Origin of the sequence: Bradyrhizobium sp. Tv2a-2 (assembly GCF_000472425.1) — a bacterium.
Lineage (GTDB): Bacteria > Pseudomonadota > Alphaproteobacteria > Rhizobiales > Xanthobacteraceae > Bradyrhizobium.
Window position 1 is genome coordinate 1 of sequence record NZ_AXAI01000052.1, and the last position, 18,486, is coordinate 18,486.

The 18,486-nt window shown below is 57.2% G+C and carries 19 protein-coding genes; 11 read left to right on the top strand and 8 right to left on the bottom strand.

The features are described from left to right. Positions 1 to 220, bottom strand: a 220-nt coding sequence (locus A3AI_RS0140665; protein WP_024520971.1) for a helix-turn-helix domain-containing protein, incomplete at its 3' end; no start/stop codon positions are given. 57 nt (positions 221 to 277) lie between these two features. Then, entirely contained in the window at positions 278 to 1,564 is a 1,287-nt protein-coding gene (locus A3AI_RS0140670) for a tyrosine-type recombinase/integrase (RefSeq protein ID WP_024520972.1), read from the bottom strand. 413 nt (positions 1,565 to 1,977) lie between these two features. Here A3AI_RS0140670 and A3AI_RS0140675 point away from each other — a divergent pair, with 413 nt between their 5' ends. The 7 genes from A3AI_RS0140675 to dksA all read left to right on the top strand — a co-directional run bounded on the left by A3AI_RS0140675 (position 1,978) and on the right by dksA (position 9,487). Then, the gene (locus A3AI_RS0140675) at positions 1,978 to 3,222 is read left to right on the top strand and encodes a tyrosine-type recombinase/integrase (protein ID WP_024520973.1); all 1,245 of its coding nucleotides are present in this window, start codon (positions 1,978 to 1,980) and stop codon (positions 3,220 to 3,222) included. A gap of 284 nt (positions 3,223 to 3,506) precedes the next feature. Next, a complete protein-coding gene (locus tag A3AI_RS47025) occupies positions 3,507 to 3,743 on the top strand; it encodes a helix-turn-helix transcriptional regulator (protein ID WP_084801220.1) in 237 nt (78 codons plus the stop codon). Position 3,744: 1 nt separating this feature from the next. After that, positions 3,745 to 3,999, top strand: a complete 255-nt coding sequence (locus A3AI_RS44695) for a helix-turn-helix transcriptional regulator (protein WP_024520974.1) — start codon at positions 3,745 to 3,747, stop codon at positions 3,997 to 3,999. Next, positions 3,996 to 4,538, top strand: a complete 543-nt coding sequence (locus A3AI_RS44700; protein ID WP_036051590.1) for a hypothetical protein — start codon at positions 3,996 to 3,998, stop codon at positions 4,536 to 4,538. The genes A3AI_RS44695 and A3AI_RS44700 overlap by 4 nt, the downstream gene beginning before the upstream one ends. 92 nt (positions 4,539 to 4,630) lie before the next feature. Beyond that, positions 4,631 to 6,961, top strand: a complete 2,331-nt coding sequence (locus tag A3AI_RS45670; protein ID WP_051382784.1) for a primase-helicase family protein — start codon at positions 4,631 to 4,633, stop codon at positions 6,959 to 6,961. 447 nt (positions 6,962 to 7,408) lie between these two features. Further along, complete coding sequence (locus A3AI_RS0140700; protein ID WP_024520977.1) at positions 7,409 to 7,981, top strand: hypothetical protein; 573 nt, start codon at positions 7,409 to 7,411, stop codon at positions 7,979 to 7,981. A gap of 1,140 nt (positions 7,982 to 9,121) precedes the next feature. Beyond that, positions 9,122 to 9,487, top strand: coding sequence for an RNA polymerase-binding protein DksA (gene dksA, locus A3AI_RS0140715; RefSeq protein ID WP_198030355.1), 366 nt, complete (start codon positions 9,122 to 9,124; stop codon positions 9,485 to 9,487). Between the two features lie 20 nt (positions 9,488 to 9,507). On the opposite strand, the gene A3AI_RS44710 is transcribed toward dksA, so the two are convergent. Beyond that, entirely contained in the window at positions 9,508 to 9,750 is a 243-nt protein-coding gene (locus tag A3AI_RS44710; protein WP_036051592.1) for a hypothetical protein, read from the bottom strand. 24 nt (positions 9,751 to 9,774) lie between these two features. Then, positions 9,775 to 10,323 (bottom strand): CarD family transcriptional regulator, encoded by a 549-nt coding sequence (locus A3AI_RS44715; protein ID WP_245287074.1) that lies wholly within the window; start codon positions 10,321 to 10,323, stop codon positions 9,775 to 9,777. A gap of 551 nt (positions 10,324 to 10,874) precedes the next feature. On the opposite strand from A3AI_RS44715, the gene A3AI_RS48555 reads away from it, so the two are divergent. From A3AI_RS48555 to A3AI_RS0140745, 4 genes are all read left to right on the top strand, one after another. Further along, positions 10,875 to 11,351 carry a hypothetical protein gene (locus A3AI_RS48555; RefSeq protein ID WP_156928168.1) on the top strand — a complete coding sequence of 159 codons (477 nt, stop codon included), beginning with the start codon at positions 10,875 to 10,877 and terminating at the stop codon, positions 11,349 to 11,351. A 520-nt stretch (positions 11,352 to 11,871) separates the two neighbouring features. Then, positions 11,872 to 12,108, top strand: a complete 237-nt coding sequence (locus A3AI_RS48560; RefSeq protein WP_156928169.1) for a hypothetical protein — start codon at positions 11,872 to 11,874, stop codon at positions 12,106 to 12,108. Between the two features lie 121 nt (positions 12,109 to 12,229). Continuing rightward, positions 12,230 to 12,544 (top strand): hypothetical protein, encoded by a 315-nt coding sequence (locus tag A3AI_RS0140740; protein WP_024520981.1) that lies wholly within the window; start codon positions 12,230 to 12,232, stop codon positions 12,542 to 12,544. Between the two features lie 518 nt (positions 12,545 to 13,062). Continuing rightward, the gene (locus tag A3AI_RS0140745; RefSeq protein WP_024520982.1) at positions 13,063 to 14,388 is read left to right on the top strand and encodes an ABC transporter substrate-binding protein; all 1,326 of its coding nucleotides are present in this window, start codon (positions 13,063 to 13,065) and stop codon (positions 14,386 to 14,388) included. Between the two features lie 298 nt (positions 14,389 to 14,686). On the opposite strand, the gene A3AI_RS49065 is transcribed toward A3AI_RS0140745, so the two are convergent. From A3AI_RS49065 to A3AI_RS47030, 4 genes are all read right to left on the bottom strand, one after another. Continuing rightward, positions 14,687 to 15,166 carry an ion channel gene (locus A3AI_RS49065; RefSeq protein WP_198030356.1) on the bottom strand — a complete coding sequence of 160 codons (480 nt, stop codon included), beginning with the start codon at positions 15,164 to 15,166 and terminating at the stop codon, positions 14,687 to 14,689. 776 nt (positions 15,167 to 15,942) lie between these two features. After that, a complete protein-coding gene (locus tag A3AI_RS44725; protein ID WP_156928171.1) occupies positions 15,943 to 16,533 on the bottom strand; it encodes a hypothetical protein in 591 nt (196 codons plus the stop codon). 53 nt (positions 16,534 to 16,586) lie between these two features. Then, the gene (locus A3AI_RS0140760; protein ID WP_024520985.1) at positions 16,587 to 18,080 is read right to left on the bottom strand and encodes a P-loop ATPase, Sll1717 family; all 1,494 of its coding nucleotides are present in this window, start codon (positions 18,078 to 18,080) and stop codon (positions 16,587 to 16,589) included. A 146-nt stretch (positions 18,081 to 18,226) separates the two neighbouring features. Next, positions 18,227 to 18,486, bottom strand: a 260-nt coding sequence (locus A3AI_RS47030; protein WP_024520986.1) for an integrase core domain-containing protein, incomplete at its 5' end; no start/stop codon positions are given.

An 18,486-nucleotide genomic window follows, 5' to 3' on the forward strand; every position in this document is an offset into this window, starting at 1 on the left:
CGACGATAATCGCCTCCTCCTCGATGGAAAGTACGGTCGATTTGGCTTCCTTGGGGCCTGTCGGAAGATCAGCGGCGGTCTCACGCTGTTTCCACTTCGCGACAGTCTTCTGGTTGATCCCGTAGCGCTTAGCGAGGGCTCTCAGGCTCTCTTGACTATTTTGTATTGCTCGACGGACTGCCTCCGTCGTGGTGGCGCAGCCGTGTAAAACTTGTCCCATAGCGCTTCCTTCGAATCGTGCGATAAGAATGCACCATCAAAGTCCGGGACTAAACACCTAGGCCGATTTGCGCAACTGTACGGCAACTCCCTTGCGCAGGCGGTCGAGACGATTGGCCCAATGCTGCATCAGGCGCACGCGTTCGCTCCAATAGGCTGCCCGGTTGTAGATGCCGCGAATCTTGTTCTTGTCGCCTTTAGCAAGCTGGCGCCGCACCACCTCGTCGCGGCGCCGCCTCTTTTTCTCGTCCGTTTCATGGGCGAGCTGAGCTTCCACCACATCGCCGTCGAATGCGCCTTCTTCGTTGAGCAAGGTCGAGGCACTGGAGCGGAAGCCATGCGCGCAGTGGTCGCCACCGGGGCCGGTGTCGTAGCCCATGATCCGCAGGGCCTTGTTGATCGTGTTGTCGGACATAGGCACATCATCGTCATGGGAAAACAAGTAGCGGCCGCGGCCGGTCAACGGCCGTAGCTCGGTAAGGATAGCGAGCGCCTGGCGGGAGAGCGGCACTTCGTGATCGTCGCGCATCTTCATTTTCTCGGCTGGGATCAGCCATATGCGGTTCTTTTCGTCAAACTCGGTCCATTCGGCCAGCCGCAACTCGCCGGGCCGCACCATGGTCAAGGCGATCAGATTGAGCGCGTAGCGAACCAGTCCGCCGTTCTTGGCATCGTAGACCTCAATCCGGCGCATCAGGTCGCCGACGTCATCGGGATCGGTCAGCGCAGGGCGTGGATGGCCCTTAGGTGCCTTGGTGAGCGCGTGCTTCAAGTCGCGGGTGGGGTCGCTGCTGCAATACGAGGCGCCGACGCCAAATTGGAAGACCCGCGAAGCGGTCGAGCGTAGGCGTCCGACGGTGTAGTAACGGCCGCGGGCCTCGACACGCCGGAATGCTGTCAGCAATTCCGGCGGAGCGATCTCGCAAAGCGGTCGGTCGCCGATCTCACGGCTGAGCTGAGCGAGATTCCAGCGTTCCCGCTTGATCGTCGACTTGGCCTTGTTCTCTTTCTCGAGCTTCGCGCTCGCCCATTCTTCCCCGACTGCCCGGAAGGTGTGCTTGAGCTTTTCGTCTTCCTGTCGCTTGGCCTCGCGCGCTGCGACTGGATCTTGGCCCTGATCGAGCAGCTTTTCCGCGTTGTGGCGCTTTTCGCGCGCGGCCTTGAGTCCGACGCCGGGAAAGGTGCCGAAAGACATATTTTTGCGCTTGCCGCCGAAACGGTAGCGGTAGAGCCACAGCTTGGTCCCATTGGGCCGCACCACGACGCTGAGGCCTTGGCCGTCGGCAATCGCGTATTCCTTGTCCGCCGGCGTCACATTGCGGATTTTCGTGTCGCTCAGTTCCACGGGAAGGGTCCCTCGCATCGGCCAGCCCAGTGTACCCGGCCCTTCCAGTGTACCCAGAGTGTACCCGGAGACGCCGGATGCCCTCGGACCGTCACGAACCGTACCGGGCGTTAATGTACCACGAAACGGCTGATTTTACGAGGGTTCTTGTTGATCGGCGAACTGGCGCGGTCGAGAAAGAACCGGGCCGGAAAGGCCAATGGTGCCCAGGGGCGGAATCGAACCACCGACACTGCGATTTTCAGTCACGTAGCCCATCTTCTTCTAAACGCCCAACCTTTCGTTGTTTTTGCTGCGTTCGCGCTAAAACAGCGAATTAAATCATGCACTTTTCGTTGACGACACTCGACACTGGATGCACGCTCACCGACATTCAAGTGAATTGATTGTGCGGACACAGCGCGGACACGAGTATGAAGCCAGAAAGCCTAAGCGAAGAGACCATTAAGCGCCTGCAGACCCCGGCCAAAGGCAACTCAATCACCTATTTTGCTGGTGCCACGGTCCAAGGCGCGAAAGCTCCCCGTGGTTTTGGAGTTCGCGTCACAGCGTCTGGTGCTCGCGCTTTTATCTTGAACTACCGTCTACGCGGACGCGAACACCGCTTTACAATTGGTGCGTGGCCGGATTGGTCGGCGCTGAAGGCTGTTCGTGAAGCCCGCAATCTCCGCCAGCGCGTCGACCGTGGCGAAGACCCGCTTAAGGACCGAGCACCAATCCCGGCGACGAAGTCCGTTTCGAGCGTTATCGATGATTTCATGACCCGATATGTGCGAAACAAAGAGAGACCGCTTCGGAGCGCGGATCAAATCCAGAGTGCATTTGACCGCTTGGTTAAGCCACGTATCGGCAAGATTGGCGTTTACGAGCTTCGACGTTCGCAAGTAGCGGAAATGCTGGACAAGGTCGAAGATGAGGCTGGCCCGGTCCAAGCCGACAGAGTTCGTGCCTATCTACGCAAGGCGCTAAGCTGGTACGCAGAGCGGGATGACGAGTTCAACCTAAATGCAGCCTTTGTGCGCGTGGGAGCGAGAGCTAACCCAAAGGAGCGAGCACGCACTCGGGTGCTTTCCGACGACGAAATACGGATTGTCTGGCCATTTCTTAGCAAGGCTGGAGCGTTCGGTGCCTTGCTCAAGATACTGCTACTTACGGCGCAGCGACGTGATGAAGTCGCAAAAATGGCTTTCAAGGAGATCGGTGCAAACAGCATTTGGACAACCCCTGCTGAGCGGTACAAAACGAAGCGTCCGAACCATGTACCGTTGTCGACTGCCGCGTGCGCGGTAATTGAAGCTCAGCCAAAGATAAACGGCTGCGACTACGTGTTTCCATCCAGGTCCAAGACGGCATTCTCTGGCTTCGGCAAAAGCAAGGCTAGACTAGACAAGGCTGTCCTGTTCGACATGCAGAAGCGCGCCACAAAGGGCACTAAGGTCGAGCCCCTACCTAACTGGACCCTCCACGATCTCCGACGGACCGCAAAGACCCTCATGGCTCGCGCTGGGGTGCGGCCCGATATTTCGGAGCGTGTCTTAGGACACGTGATCGCCGGAGTGGAAGGAACTTACGATCGGCATTCCTATTCTGACGAGAAGCGTGACGCGCTCGAGAAACTCGCCGGCATGATTGAGCGAATTCTTAGACCAGTGCCGTAGCCGCCGTTCTCAAGCTGCTTCCCGAGGCCGCTCACTTCAGTTGAGCGGCCCCACAGCCATTGTCCCAACCAATCCCGAGATGAGCCCGGCGCAGTCAGTGCCGAGCATATTTCGGCACTGGTCAGTCCCCTTTCACCACTTTGCTCAGTTTGCTCGTTTCGGCCCCTTAATAAACCGTCAAGGCAAATCTCGATTTGCACGCAAAATCAATCATTTGCCTCCGTTTGAAATGAGGTTTTTCGCTGAGTACGTTGAGCCCATAGGCAGCCACCAGGGGTTCACCGATGATCAGCAACGATCAAATCCTTTCTGAGCGCGAAGTTTGCAGTTGGCTCGGTGTGAGCGAGCCAACTCTATTCCGGCATCGTCGCAACGGAACGGGACCGAAGTTCATCCGCCTGAGCGCGAAGCGCGTCGGATATCGCCGTAGTGCAGTCGAGGCTTGGCTGAGTGGTCGAGAACAACAAGCCCACTCTATCCCTGAAGGCGCGGCCGCCGAAGGACAGCCTTTAAGGAAATGACGTGTCGCATACCGAACCGATACTCGCCGAATTTCTGACGCTAGAAGCGCTCGCCGCCGAACTGCAGCGTAACAAGCGCACGCTCGACCGATGGGACGCGCTTGGCATCGGCCCCCCGCGAACGCGCGTCGGCCGCCGAGTGCTCTACCGGCGAGCCAGCGTGCAAAAGTGGCTTTTAGAGCAAGAAAGCGATGGCCGCGGCTGCGACAACAACAGTCATGACAAATCAAACGCGCGCAAGGGGGACCGAGCATGAGCGCGGCCAAAGGGATAGAGGCTGTTAGAAGCGATCTGGCGCCAGACAGCGACCGTATTCTCGCAGCTACAAGAGCAAATGGCACCGCCCCCCGTAGGAATTACCGCACGGTAACAACCGCTCTCGATACCGATTTAACATCTGCTTCTAGCTTTGTTGACGTGGCAGCCGCGAGTGCGGGCGCGGGAATTACCGCCACGGTAACAAGTCTCCAGACCAGCCAGCAGATGGCGCCTGCTACCTTCGCTCAAGCGTCGAGCGCTGCCGATCGCCGGAAGTTCTTAGAGAGCGTGCTGGCCTGGCCTGGGAGCCCTCAGGCTTCAGGCTGGATCAACGTGCACGTCAACTCCAAGAACGAGCGGAAGCCGGGTGAGCCCACCAAGAACGGCGGTAAGCCCTGGGTTACTGGCTGGCCCTTCAAGACGGTGGACGAGGTGCTCAACCGCATCAGCTGGGTGGAGAGCACTGCTGACTTCTTCAACGTGTGGGTTTGCATCGCAGCAGAGCGAATGCGCTCAGAAGGCGAACGGCAAACTTAAAGCGGTCCGCAACGCGGCTAACGCCACGCTGCTCAAGCGCGATCTGGATCGACTGCGATGTCAAGCCTGGGGATGCGAAGCACTACGACACCGTGCCGGATGCTATCGCTGCACTTGACGCGTTCCGGGACAAGATAGGACTGCCGTTTCCATCCATGCTGGTGAACTCGGGCGGCGGTCTGCACGTGTACTGGATATCGGACACGCCCCTGTCGCCGAGTGCGTGGCGCGCCTACGCAGACGGCCTTAAGGCGCTTCTCTTGCGCGAGGGCGTCAAATGCGACACTGGGCTCACTACTGATGCTGCGAGATTGTTGCGAGTACCGGGTACGTTGAACTACAAGTACGACCCGCCGCGGCCAGTGGAGCTGCTCCACCTTGGTCAAGCCTACGACTTCGCCAAAGACCTGACGTTTCTGACGCAGACTTCGACCGCCGTTACCGCCACGGTAACCAAGCCAGCGGCAGGGCACGACGTATTCGTTCCCGCCAGCGAAGGCGGCGGGGGAGTATTCGATGCTCCGGATGCTGCGTTCGCCACCCTATCCTCCGCAGACGCGTCCCTGCAAGCTGGCATTGGCCCCACAGAGCCAACACTCGTCGACCCCAAACCAATCTTCGGCAAAGACGGCTGCGGCTTCCTGCGCTACGCGCTGAAGACCTACGGGGCCGACTACGATAATCCCAAGTGGAATTTGTCCGTGCTGTGCACGGCATTCATGGAGAACGGCAATGCGTTCGCACACGAGATTTCCAAGGGGTATCCCTCCTACTCCGCGGCTGACACACAGGCGCTCTACGATCGCAAGCTAGCTGAGAGAGAGCGGGGCGTCGGATATCCAAGTTGCCGGGCTATCGAGAGCGCTGGATGTGACGCGTGCGCGGCCTGTCCTCACCGAAACAAAATCAAGTCGCCCCTAAACCTTGCGACCTTGCAGCGCCAGGCCTGGGGTCCCTACGAAGCGAAAGATCCGACACCGCAGACTCGCTGGGCTGAGCCACTCGATTTTTCACTTGTCTCCGCTCAAGAGGCCGTCGAACGTATTAATGCTGCAGGCTTCTTTGTTCTGGCTTCCAATGGTGACATCTACCGCCGCGACTCTGGTGGCCGTGTCGTCGCGCTGAAGCGCGATGGCTTCAACAATATTTTTGCATGCCGCAAAGCAATCGTCGGTGACGAAACCGTTCCAGCCGGCCAGATTTGGAAGTCATCGCCATCGCGATGCGAATACCAGCAGATCGGATACTGGCCAGGGGGCTGTGATGCTCCACCCAAGTCGTACAACCTTTGGCGCGGCTGGGGTGTACAACCAGCTCTGGGCGACTGCTCGATCGTTACAGATCACATACTTCATGTGATCGCTGGCGGCGACCAGACTAAGGCCGAATTCATACTCGACTGGTCGGCTCACATGGTGCAACGGCCTTCGGAAAAACCGGGTGTTGCACTAGTACTGAGGGGCAAAAAGGGCACTGGTAAAACGCTTCTCACACAGCTCCTCATTCGCTGTATCGGTGACGGAAACGCCCTGGTAACCGCGAACGGGAAGCAGCTGTTCGGGCAGTTCAACTGGCATCTCGCCGACAAGCTGTTGATCGTGGCGGAGGAGGCCTTCTTCGCTGGCAATAACGAACTGAATGATCGACTTAAACACCTCATCACTGGGGAGAACTTCGAGGCTGAACAGAAATTTGGACAACGTGTAACTATGAAATCAATGCACCGCGTAATCATGTCATCAAACCACGATCAGGTGGTCGCGGCTACCGACGACGAAAGGCGATTTTTCGTGTGCGAGGTGTCGGACCATAAACGCGGCGACGATGCCTACTTCGCGCCTCTGGTAAAGGTCATCAAGGGTGAGGGTGACCCTACGCTGGCCGCATTCATGCACCACCTACAGACCCGCGACATCTCGAACTTCAAGCCTGAGCGCGCCGCGCGCAATGCTGGAAAGCGCGACCTCGCGCGCCAGAAGCTGCTTGGACTAGACCCGCCCCTGCAATGGCTGGTTGAAGTGGCGCTCGCTGACGAGAGCAGCTCGACATGCCACAACCTACTTTATGACGTCGGCCCCCCAGAGGCGGCCGACACCTGGCTCGACAACGCAGTCTCGGCGTGGATTAAGGATACGACGACATCAACAGGGCTCGATTGGACCAAAGCGCAAGCACTTGCTGGTTACCGCAGGTGGGTGAGAACGTCGCACGTGCGCGGCGCTGGCGAGTACACAGGTGCGGAGGCTTTCTGGAGCAGCGTTAAGCGTCTCCTGAACCCAATGATTTTCCCAGGACGGAAACTCTTCCGCGGATCAGGCGGCAAACGATTTGTTTGCCTACCTCCGCGGGCCGAGTTGATCGAAGGCTTCAACAAGCTGCTGGGAGCCAATGTCATCGGCGCAGATGAGGACGATGACAGCTGACGCCCCAACGGTGAGCAACCGTCAGCGCGCGGTTGGTCCCTCTAACGTCTCGTTTTTTCTACTAAAGTGCAGCTCGAGCAAGATGAACAGGGCGCGGCCGCAACTATGTTGCGCGGCAGAGAATGGAATAGCAACGCCTCCAATTCGCTATCTTCACAACCGGACTATTTTCGGCCTGCTCTACCCGCTCTACCTGCTCTTTTCTTTGACCTTCAGATGCTTGTGGAGCATAGGCTTCACCCAGCTTGGGGACAGCCTGCTCGCAAGCAGTTTGGACATCGCAGCGGCTCGATTTGCCGGCAAATACATCATCGGGCCCAACCAATTATCCTGAAACACTTTGAGACGGATCGCGGTCAACAAAAAGTCGTCTCGAATAGAGCCTAAACGACTTCATCGTAGTAGCAGGGGGATTAGGCCACGAGCTGAAGCGGCGGGGGATGGGAGATGACCAACATAGACATCGAAATCGAAGAGTTATTCCGGGCGCTACCAAAGGGGCGCGGCTCGCGGTGCAAGAACCCAATTACCGGCGGACATTTTCTGAGAGGGGAAGGTGGCAAGGACGCGATCTCCTACCAAAAGCGCGAGGCGCGGAAGGCGCTGATGGCAAGGGAATGGTTTGCCTCAAATGGACCTCCCGATGCTCCTCCTCTGCCGCTGGCGCCAAACGATTGGGAGGAAATGAGAGGGAGCACCGGTCTGGTGACCCTCGTTGGGTTTTATGCTCGATCACTCTCGTTCCGAGACTGGAACACACATCTGCATCCTTCATTTGAAGAGTTCGCGCGAGGGCTAATGAGCGTGCCCGATACCGGGCTCTGGGACCTGCAACGTAGGGTCGGTCCAAGCTTGCTCACACGCTATCCGTCCCACCCGCTTCCCGGTATGGCACCCGGCCTCTATTGGGTACCGCCGAAAGAATACGAGGAAATCATGGAGGAGGGCCGGCGCGCGCGCCAGTGGTCGATATCGGCCACCCATGCGACGGACATCGATCTGGTGCAATCAAGAAGGTGACAAGGTGTCATTCCTAGAAAAAATGAGAGCCGCCCAAGCCGAAGCCGCAAAGCCCGTGGACCCGTGGCGGCTTCGGCTCGAGCGCGTGCGCGGAACGACCGGGTTCGATGGCTTGGAGCGCATCAGCACGCAAACGCTGATGGACCTCCTGGAGGTGCCACAGCGCCAGCGTACTGCAGGTTCTTACCGGCACCTTGCATTGCTCATGGCCGAGCTTGGCTGGGCTCCTGTTCGCGTGCGTGACCTGACCCGTGGTGGGTACCTTGAGCAGGTTCGCGGGTACGTGCGTAACGCCTCCGCCGTTCGGTGAGAAATTACCGTGGCGGTAAAGTGCGAATTTTCGGCACGGTAGCTGCGCGGACCTGCCATATACGTTCTCGCAACGGTTGGCTGCGCCCATAAAGCTCCAACGCGCTCTTGCAGTCCTCGTGGAATGCTCGGACGTTCCGGTAAACGGTAAGCGTCGAGCTGCCGCTTACTGACCTTTCAACCCGCGGCTCGGAGTAAACGCAATGAAAAAGTCAAAGAAGAAACGCGCCAGTTGCTCTGGGCTGTATTGGCTGACTGGCAGGGCTAGCCATCCGGAGAGCCCTTCCGCGCGATCGTGCCTTCCGCAGGCTGTAGATGCGGGTCGCAGGGACAGGAGCAAATCAAATTCGCTTCGCTCGCAAGCAGGCTATGATGCGGGACCCACTGGGGATTGGCAGAATGGCTGGAGACGCATCACTATGGCTCGTTGTCGCGGGTGGTTTTTTAAGTCGCATCAGCGGGACCGGATTGCGACAGCCCGCCGAGAGGCGGCGCAACAGCGCCCCGCGAAGACAGAGATCACTGGATTGATCGCGTCAGAGATCGGGATGCGTTTGACCAGGACAATGGTCCGCGCGGACCTGATCCGGGAGGCGAGGACGATCGACGGCGACACGCTCGAAATCCACGGTGACGCATTCGACTGTGGAGCATTGACGCATCCGAACCTCACAGCATTGTTTATCAGGGAGTGTCGCCATATAAGCGCGTCGCGCGGGCAGGACATGATCCTGGCGAATCACGGCGAGGGCGCGGCGTCTTTAGGTGAGGCACGGTAGGCTGGCTTTGGAAAAGCTGAAGAATTACGGACCTTCCGAAACAGAGCCTTTCATGAACGAACGTCAGCGCGAGTATTTTCGCGCCAAGCTGCTGGTCTGGAAGGACGATATCCTCAGGGAATCGAAATTGACCTTGCAAGTCTTGCAGGAAGAGAACGTCAATCATTCCGATCTCGCCGACCGCGCCTCTTCCGAAACGGACCGTGCCATTGAGCTACGTGCCCGTGACCGCCAACGCAAGCTGATCTCCAAGATCGACGCCGCGCTGCAGCGAATCGAGGACAACACCTACGGCTATTGCGAGGAGACCGGGGAGCCGATTTCGCTGATGCGGCTGGAGGCACGCCCCATCGCAACGTTGTCGGTGGAAGCTCAGGGGCGCCACGAAAAGCGCGAGAAAGTCCACTGGGACAAGTAGGCGGATCAACCCGAAAGCCGTCAGCGGCGCTTCCTCGGCGGCACGATTAGCTCATATGGCTCGACCGCGAGCGCCTCCGTCTCAAAACTTTTCAGATTCGCGTCGAACGCTACCTTCTCAAGCTGGCTAAAATAGCTTTGGCCAACTTCAGCCTCATAAGCGAAATCGTCCTGCGCAGGCGACGAAGTCGACGAAGGCGGAGGTTGGTGGTTGATATGTTCAAGGGCGTCAAAATCAAACTCGCTTTTGCGTCCGTCCGGCAATCAGCAAGCTTTCAAGCTCGGCGATCACTTCCTTCTCGGTGATCCGTTGAACAACAGCAACTTCCTAGCCAAACGCTCAAAGGCAACTAGATAAAGCTGCTGATCACTGTAGCTTTGTCCTAGAGTTCTCGCCGGTCGGTAAAGATCGCGTATTACTTCCGCTAAGGCGATTATATCGCCCGAGTTGATCTTGCTCGCAGACTCTTGCACCAACCGAGACCAATTGCTCCGCGCCTTGTTGGGTGCTTGGCCTAAGGTCTGTCGAACGTGTTCGATAGTAGTGTGGTCGGACAGCTTACGCATTCCAAGGTTTGCCGCCTTTTGCGTAGGAACGCGTAACGTCATCTTGTTTTTTGCGAAATAGACTACAAAGAACTCCAGACTAGCTCCCGCAACTGCTTGCTTCTGAATTGCCAAAATCTGGCCGACGCCGTGGGCCGGGTAAACGACATAGTCATTTGCATTAAATCCGGAGGCCGTCTTGCTAAGCTCCAGATGCTGGCTTCGATCGGCTAATGCGGCGTGAGGCTGATCTGAGTTATCGAAGCCGGGCCTATGACTTCCTAGGTTCATCGTAAATGTCTCCGTCTTCTTGAAATCGGGACTTGCGACCCGCTTGGAAGGCGTGGCAGCGAGTGGTGCTACCGTGTTCGTATGCGTGCAAACAATTTTGAAGGAAAGAACAACTTATCTCACAATGTTCGGACATGCTGGAGGCGATTGGTTATCTGCGTATCAGACTCACCTTGCGCATGCCGCATCACCAATAAGCTGCGAGCACAAGCTCCGCCATGCGAATGAGGTAGATCGTGTCATTCCCTCGATCATCTGTGGCTTCTTGGCAACTTGTTCCGCAATCGGTGTCAGCTCGTCCTTTGATAGAGGACAGAGCGGATGTTCATGCCTGGCGTGAGCCGTTGATTGCCGATTTTTGCAGCGCCGCCGAAGCGATGCGATCCCGACCTTTCAGGGCTGCATTCTCAACGAGCATGACTCTTGCGATCTGATCCCGCTGGCGTACGTACCCGCGATGCGGGCATTTACCAAATCTTTCACTTAGCCAGCTAATCTACTGAAACCAGCCGCGGTACACCTTTGAGTTCTCTCACAAGAAGGGCTGTGCCATGCGAACAAAAGTGCAAAGAAGTCATCTAATCCCGGTTAATCCACAAAACGCCACAAGCAACGATTGGGTTATCTTGCTAGAGGCTGGCACCATCATTGGTCCGTCACCTGAAAGACTTCGTGTTGCCCGATCAACTCTGGAGCGAAAGATTGTAAAAAAGTACAATCTTAAGCTTCAGGCGGAACATTTCCTTGTGCTGGAAGGGCATGATCCACGAATTCATGCGGTGTTCTTTTGCCCTCAACTTTACAAGTATGATTCGGAAAAAAAGCTCGTGCCTCTACAGGGCGACGAGATCGGTAGATTGATTGCTCACGCCGTTGAGGGTGGAATTACCGAGAGGCGACCATGGTATGACCCATCGGAAGAATTGCCAGATCGGCCAATAATCGACGTTCAAATGAACACGGAATTTGATACGCTCGTTGTTGACATGCCTGGCGTGGAGAGAGCACGAACGTCGTCACCGGCGTAGGCTAGCAATTGCGCAGCTAACCTTCCTTGAACCTGGCCTCGCTGCAGGCGTGCTCATGCCCTTTGCAGTTGCAGCTTCGTCTTTGCGGCTCCGTAACCGTTCGGCGGCTGGCATTGGCACCTGCCAGCCGCCTGCCTCTCCCTCAGCATCTGCGGTGCGGCCTCCCACAATCTCGCTCGGCGTGAGCCTGCCGCTCGGCGGCGGTCATCGCCGATTGCGTGGAGGGACGGGCCGACAAGGTTATCGAATGAACTGAGTCCGGAAAGTGGCCCTTCGCGCCATTTCGCGTGCGCACAACAATAAGACAGCTTTGAGGTGAGGGCGGACATCAAATGGCAGTTTGGTAGCTTCCGCAACGACGATCCATAATTGATCAGGCCTTAGCGGGTTAGGGGACGGTTTGTTCATGCCGCGATAATGGCGCGGCAGGCGGACGGTGTGTGGGTATGCGTCCCCGATTATTTTAGTTGCGAAATCGCAACTATCCCCACCTTTCGAAGCTCCGCCGCGACGCGACAGCTTGCCTGATCGCAAGTTCTACACGCAGTTTGCTGGAGGGGATCGTTTGCATTTTGAACGCAAGGTGCGCGCGCCAGCATTGGCTCGCTCGGGGCTCACGGGAGGCCGCGTGATGATGATCTTCATCTTCTTCTCGGTGATGTTCGACGCATACTTCTCGGCATGGAGGCTACCCGTTTCACCCAGTGCGCAGTCTCACTTCAGCTATCCCTTGCGGCATCTTCGAGCAGCCGCTTGATGGCTTGGTCGATCTCGCGTCGATCTATGTGAAGCGCGGAGCCAGCCAACGCAGGCGGCAACGGGCCGCTGAGCATATGCTATTGGTTCGATGACGATAGCCGGCGCCGCTGGCTGATGATTTGCGGCAAGCGCGTGAACTTGCCCTGCTGATCTGCAAGAGCGAAGCGGCAATCGAGAGCTTCCTCGCGCACTGCGATGTCGCGGCACGTGACTTGCTGATGCCCTATGGCGATGTCCTGATCGTGCTGTCCACCGTCTTGCGGATGAAGCGGACGCTGGGTGGCGCCGAGATCGACAAGATCATTTCGGACGTGGAGGCAGGTAAGGCGCTGCTGATGGAGCATCACCGACGCGCCGAGTGGCGCAAGCGCGAGGTGTCCGCGAGCCGCTTTCGCGCGGAATGTGATCATTGTCATGGTCTGGACCTGATCTGATGCGGTAATCGGCAACATCAATGGTCGGAAGGTCCGGCGGATGTACCCGGCCTGATGATCTCGAATGGCCCCGACGGCGATACGTCGGGGCCATTTTGTTTAGGCGCAATGCAAAGCGCAGATGTCGGCTCTTCGGTGCGAAGCAGAAATCATATGCTCGATCTGAGCCTTACCGGTTTTGACCCCTAAGAGACATTCGCTAGGTCCCAATTTCCCCCGGGATCTCCTCGCTTAACAGATAGCGCTTGCAGCAGTCGTGACCGCCCTTAGTCACGCGCCAGGACAGGCCGCTGCGAACTCATCGCGGAGGTCTTTGACGGTGTGGATGATGCGCATTCCGGCGAGGCCGATGGATTGGGGCTGCGCTCCTCATCAAATCGGCGTAGTCTCAACCCGGCGTCGCATCCGGGAAGTACTCGGCTGGACGCTCCGGCCGTGAAGTCCCTGTTGAACGCTCCGGCGCCTCGTATGTGCGACCGGGAAGGCGCGATTGCGCACAACGGCATAGGGAGGAGCTCATGGCTCGCATCACCCGACGCAAGCTTCTCAAGCTTTCCGTGACCGGCGCGGTGGCAGCGCAGACCGGCGGCTTAGCCGCCATCCTGGCGAGCGGCCAGGCGCCGGCCTTGGCGCAAGGCACGACCGTGCACTGGCTGCGCTGGGCGGATTTCGTTCCCGCATCTGACGTCCTGCTCAAAGGCCAGATCACGCAGGAATGCCAGAAGGCGACCGGCATCACGCTAAAAGTGGAGACCATCAACGCCAATGACCTGCAGTCGCGGATCACCTCGGCGATCCAGTCGGGCACTGGGCCCGACATCATCCTGGCGCTCGGCAACTGGCCGCAGCTCTATGCGGAGAGCGTCGCCGATGCGAGCGACTTGGCCGAGGACATTGGCAAGGATCAGGGCGGCTACTACGAGGTCTCCAAGCAGGTCGCTACCGTCGGCGGCCGCTGGATCGGCGTGCCGTTCACTGTCATCGGCACGCTGATCGCCTATCGCAAGTCGTGGTTCGAGGAGATCGGGTTGAAGACCTTCCCGGATACCTGGGATGGCCTGCTCGACGCCTGCAAAAAGCTCAAGGCCAAGGGCCGGCCGCTTGGCCAGACCGCCGGCCACACGTTCGGCGATGCACCAAATTGGTGGTATCCATACCTCTGGTCGTGGGGTGGCAAGGAGGTCGAGGCCGACGGCAAGACCGTGGCACTCAACAGCAAGGATACGATCGAGTCGGTCAAGTTCGCGGTCGGCCTTTGGCATGACGCCTGCGACGAGGGCGGGCTTGCCTGGGACGACACCAGCAACAACCGCGCCTTCCTCTCGGGCACCATCTGCGCCACAAACAACGGCGCCTCGATCTACATCGAGGCCAAGCGCAAGTCCGACACGTATCTTACCGAAAAAGGCGAGCCGATGTGGAAGGACATCCTGCACGCCCGCATACCCAAGGGTCCGGGCGGGCAGTTCAACCTGGGGGGTTCGCAGACAGACATGATCATGGGCTATTCCAAGAACCAGAAAGCCGCCCAGGACTTCCTGCGCTGGTTCCACTCCAAGCCGGTATTCGCCGAATGGTTTGCCTCGCAGCAGGGCTACTCGGACGGCGCCACCCGGATGTGGGAGAAGGACAAGGTGTGGGACGCCGATCTGGTGCTCCTGCCGTTCCGCGACGTCCCGCCTCTCGCGAGGCTGGCCGGCTACGCGGGGCCGCCTAATCGCAAAGCCGCCGAGGTAGGGACCAAATACATCATCACCGACTTGTACGCCAAGGCGATCCAGGGCATGCCGGCCGAGGCCGCCGTCAAATGGGCCTACGACGAGATCGCCAAGGTGTATGTGTGAGGTCATGTGGTGGGTGCGACGAAAATCGTGAGCGGAGGAGCACCTCACTTCGGCTTCTGGCCCAACTCGGACCTCGGGCCATGTCCGGTTTCGCGCCGCTGTTGGGGGTTAAGCGGACTCGATATGCTCAACCTGAGTTCTTCCGGGTTTGACCCACAACAGACATTGAGGCTCCGATCAGCGCCGGTGCGGTCCGGGACGGCAGGCTTTAAAGCTGGGTCGCGGTGCGGACGGGCGTGGCGCCCCCCAGTGACCGGTATCAGTATCGCGTGCAATTGGCGAACGCTCGGACAGACGCTCAGTCCCTAAGATCCTTAAACCTGGCCAGAACCAACCGTTGTATGACAGCAAAGATCATCGCCGTTGAAACACCGAACATGAGCGCTCCGTTCGCCGCCTCCAGCGGTCCTAGCAACCGCCACGATGGTGTCATAAGGAGATCACCGTAACCCAGTGTCGTGTAGTTGACCGCTGAGTGGTAGAAGGCGTTTCCAAGCTCTGGAAATTCTCCACAGATCACGAGCAACACTGCCCATAAAGCGATCTCGAACAGGTGTGCCATGAACGCGAATGATATCGCCAGCGTGACGATGGCAAAATCGATCAAGGCGCCGGCGCCGGCGCGCCCGAGTTTCTGCTCATGGCGAACGAGGTTTATCGTCGCGGCCAAAGCGAGCGCATGGACGAAAATCGTGCATGCGGCTGTGCCTCCGCCGACCACCAATGGAAGCTGGATCGCGAACTGATGAGTTTGCGTCATCTTTTCAACCACAAGCATCCTGTCCCACCACGGATCACGATGCGTTGGATTTGGGACCAATAGCGTTCGGACCGCCATCACCGGGGCCACCCTGTGGCCAATTCAAACGGTAGTAGATTATACGACAATCCAATCATGCTTGGCGCCCTGTTGTGATCGGAGAAAAGTATTTTCTCGAGCTCCAATTGGTAAGTGAAAGGCAAGCTCCTATTCCGATGCTGCGGCCTGGCGGACCTCACTTCCGTTCATGGCCCAAGGCGGCGGTCCCGGAATGTCTGCTCTCGCGCCGCTGTTGGGGGCTAAGCGGACGTAAGCTCGAAGGGTCTCGCTGCTTTTGCGAGTACACGTCCTGCCTAGGGCTCATGGGCCTGGGGCTACCCTTAACGGAGTCGATCAGCTGCCGCCGTTTGAAAGCCGCATGGAGCGCGAGCAACTTCGAGTCGGTGAGATCGGTTGGACGTCCGCCCGGAGGCGGTGCATGATGGAAAGCCGGTGCCGATGACACTCGCCTTGACGTAGTTAAGATTCGAAACGAACGATGAAGGGAGTTCACATGAAGATGCCCTTTGCAGTTTTGCTCGCGGCTTCGCTCTTGATTTCTGTAGCCTCCGTTCATGCTCGAACAATTTACCCGACTCACCGGTGTCATATCTACGATGACACGTCATACATTCGAATCCCTGGGCAGTGTGGGGAACGGTTGTTAGATGTGCCGTTTTACCCTCGCAGATTATTTCTCCGCTCAAGCCGCTTCCTCCGAGCTTCGTGAGCGTGAACTAAGCAAAACCAACGTATCACAGGTCAGCTTTTGAACAGGCGCGCGCAGACACGATGTAGCGCGGCGTCTCGTCAATCCTCTGTGGCCCTACTTGTATTGCCACTGCTCTAACATACTCGGCAGGCTGATCTGGCCGCCACCGATAACGCACAGACGAGATTGGAATAGCCTCGCTTGCCTTCATTGAGAGTTTTCTGTCCGAGTTCAACCACGACTTTGTTGCCCTTGATCCACTTGTTCGCGACGCCGGGTTCATGCCTGTCTCCTCGGCGAACTTGATGCAATCTGCATCGGCGCTACCGTAGTTGAAGATCACATCGCTGTACCAGTATGCAGCGCCGCACGCGGCGATAATCCCAACGCCGACCAGCATGGCGCGCTTAGGGTTGGCAAGAGCGGCTGCGTCGTTGAAGTTGATCGTGTTGAAATCCCACTTGCTCACCTGTCGGCCCCTCCGTTGTTCGGCCAAACCGGCGCGGGCGATCACCGGCACTGAAATAAATGGTGTCTCGGCAAGGTCGCTTGTTACTTTTAGGTACCAATTACTTGTGATGTTGCGCCAGCAAACTTGTAATGTTGCGCCAGCACGAAAGCTCGCGCACTTCACACACGCGGCCATCATAGGACAGCGGCCAGGCCCGCAGGCAATTTTCCGTCGGTCTAGCGGTCTGAGCGACTGAACTTCTTTAAGCCAAGCACTTCTTTAAAGCCGGGATGAACTCGGAACTGCGACGCGTTCTCATTGAACGTACTTTTCTGGTCCTTGTACTTCCAGATGTACTCCGATCCACCCGCTCCGCCACCCTGCGAATAGTAGCCAATGAGTGAGAAACCATATAGCTGCTTCATTGCGAGGTCAGGCTTATCGTCGCCCGATAAGAGCGATCTTCGGCTTTCCCATGACTTAAGAAAATCGTCTCGGGTGAATTGGAGAGAGTCCAAACTTTTCAGAACTTCGACATAAAATTCATAATTCGAAACCTGCTTGTGAATTTCATCCTCAAGTTCTCTGTATAGGTAGTCCGAATAATGAGATTGAGCAGTCAGAATGTGCTGGTTCTCGAACGTTCCAGCTCCATCCATAGACGCTTTGTAAGCAGTCAACGTTTCGTTGCAAAACTTAATCATATCGCGTGGTCGCAAGAATGTTCGATCGGCCATGTATTGGTACTTAGTTTGTCGACCGGTCATCTTGTGTAGTTCATCAAATATTTCCTCCCACTCGATGTGCTTGCTCGATCGCGTAACGGTGGTGAACCGCTTTTCCATAAGGCTCTTCAACGTGCGATGGTTTGGCCCGTGATCCCAATAGACGGGGGCGGCAAAGTTTTCGGTTATTTTGTTTTTGTCTTCAAAGCGCAGTGAACCGTAAATGTCGTCTCTCAAGAAGATACCTATCGTCAGCCTTTTTCCTTTTGCCTTGGCGAGAACGTTAAGTTCTTTTGCGGCGAGCAGCAGCCCGATCAGCCTCAAGGAGTACGCCTTGTCTTCGACCGAAAATCCAAGGTCTAACTGGTCGAATAAGACGTAATAGTGGTTCTCGGGATTGAGGCTTTCGACGACGGACGTGCGGAGATTATGATTCACCTCTTGGGCAATCGTCGGCAGATGCTCCATCTCAATGCTGTCAATCTTTGTGGATGCTTTAAAAATTTTCCAATCGATCCCAATGTCGCCGGAAAATCGCAATTTATGAGAAGGGGAAAATATCTGGGTGACGTCCGGGTCGCGACTGCCGTACGTGTCGAGAATGAATCTTTCGACGCGCTGGATATGATCAACCGTGCTCTCGCTATAGGGCTGTGAGTAGTCTTGATTGAGAAGGATTTTTGACAGCGAGATCAGACAAAGATAGGTCCAGCTTTGCACGAAGCACTGTTCCTCAGGCACTCCGGCCTTTCTTTGTTTGTCGTGGTGATGCCATGGGTAATCTGTGAATGTGTGGCCGAACGAGAATTTGTTGGCTTGCCTGTCCTGTAGGATTTTCTTGAAGATCGCTGTTTTTCCGCTCCCTTTCCGGCCAAGAATGCAGAATCTTTCGTGATGCACAATTTGCGAGTAAGCCGGATGATCTTCGAAGGAGTCCAGCAGCAGGGCATCTTCGTCCGCGTCTGTCCCGCCGAAATTGGAAATGTTCATTAGATTAATGGGCATGATTTTTTGCTCGTTTTCGCCTGCGATATTGTCGAGAGACAGTTGTAGCGGTGCTTACCATGCGAATCGGGAGCCCGCGCGATGGCGCAATGCAGGGTAGCAATACGAGGACTCGGACCGCTATGCCGATTATTCATAAGGCCGCTCTAGATGTGGAGCCTCAAGAGGTTATACCCGGCCAAGCCGAGCCTGCTGATTGGTGGTACAGACCCGATACTGCCATGAGGACGATGCCAATTGTAGCGGTGGAGCCATCTTGGCAGCTCGGCGGCGCGTTCTCTTGAGGTGTTGTAGGCCTGGGCGTAAGCCCACTCGCGCAGGCTGGTTTGAATGAAGCGCTCGGCCTTGCCGTTGGTTTGTGGGGTGTAGGGCTTGGTGCGGATGTGTTTGAGGCCGAGGCGCTTGC

Bases quoted from the DNA above. Each gene is read 5' to 3' on its own strand.
- A3AI_RS0140675 (WP_024520973.1), top strand. From the start codon at position 1,978: ATGAAGCCAGAAAGCCTAAGCGAAGAGACCATTAAGCGCCTGCAGACC.
- A3AI_RS47025 (WP_084801220.1), top strand. From the start codon at position 3,507: ATGATCAGCAACGATCAAATCCTTTCTGAGCGCGAAGTTTGCAGTTGG.
- A3AI_RS44700 (WP_036051590.1), top strand. From the start codon at position 3,996: ATGAGCGCGGCCAAAGGGATAGAGGCTGTTAGAAGCGATCTGGCGCCA.
- A3AI_RS0140700 (WP_024520977.1), top strand. From the start codon at position 7,409: ATGACCAACATAGACATCGAAATCGAAGAGTTATTCCGGGCGCTACCA.
- dksA (WP_198030355.1), top strand. From the start codon at position 9,122: ATGAACGAACGTCAGCGCGAGTATTTTCGCGCCAAGCTGCTGGTCTGG.
- A3AI_RS44715 (WP_245287074.1), bottom strand. From the start codon at position 10,323: ATGAACCTAGGAAGTCATAGGCCCGGCTTCGATAACTCAGATCAGCCT.
- A3AI_RS48555 (WP_156928168.1), top strand. From the start codon at position 10,875: ATGCGAACAAAAGTGCAAAGAAGTCATCTAATCCCGGTTAATCCACAA.
- A3AI_RS0140745 (WP_024520982.1), top strand. From the start codon at position 13,063: ATGGCTCGCATCACCCGACGCAAGCTTCTCAAGCTTTCCGTGACCGGC.
- A3AI_RS49065 (WP_198030356.1), bottom strand. From the start codon at position 15,166: ATGCTTGTGGTTGAAAAGATGACGCAAACTCATCAGTTCGCGATCCAG.
- A3AI_RS0140760 (WP_024520985.1), bottom strand. From the start codon at position 18,080: ATGCCCATTAATCTAATGAACATTTCCAATTTCGGCGGGACAGACGCG.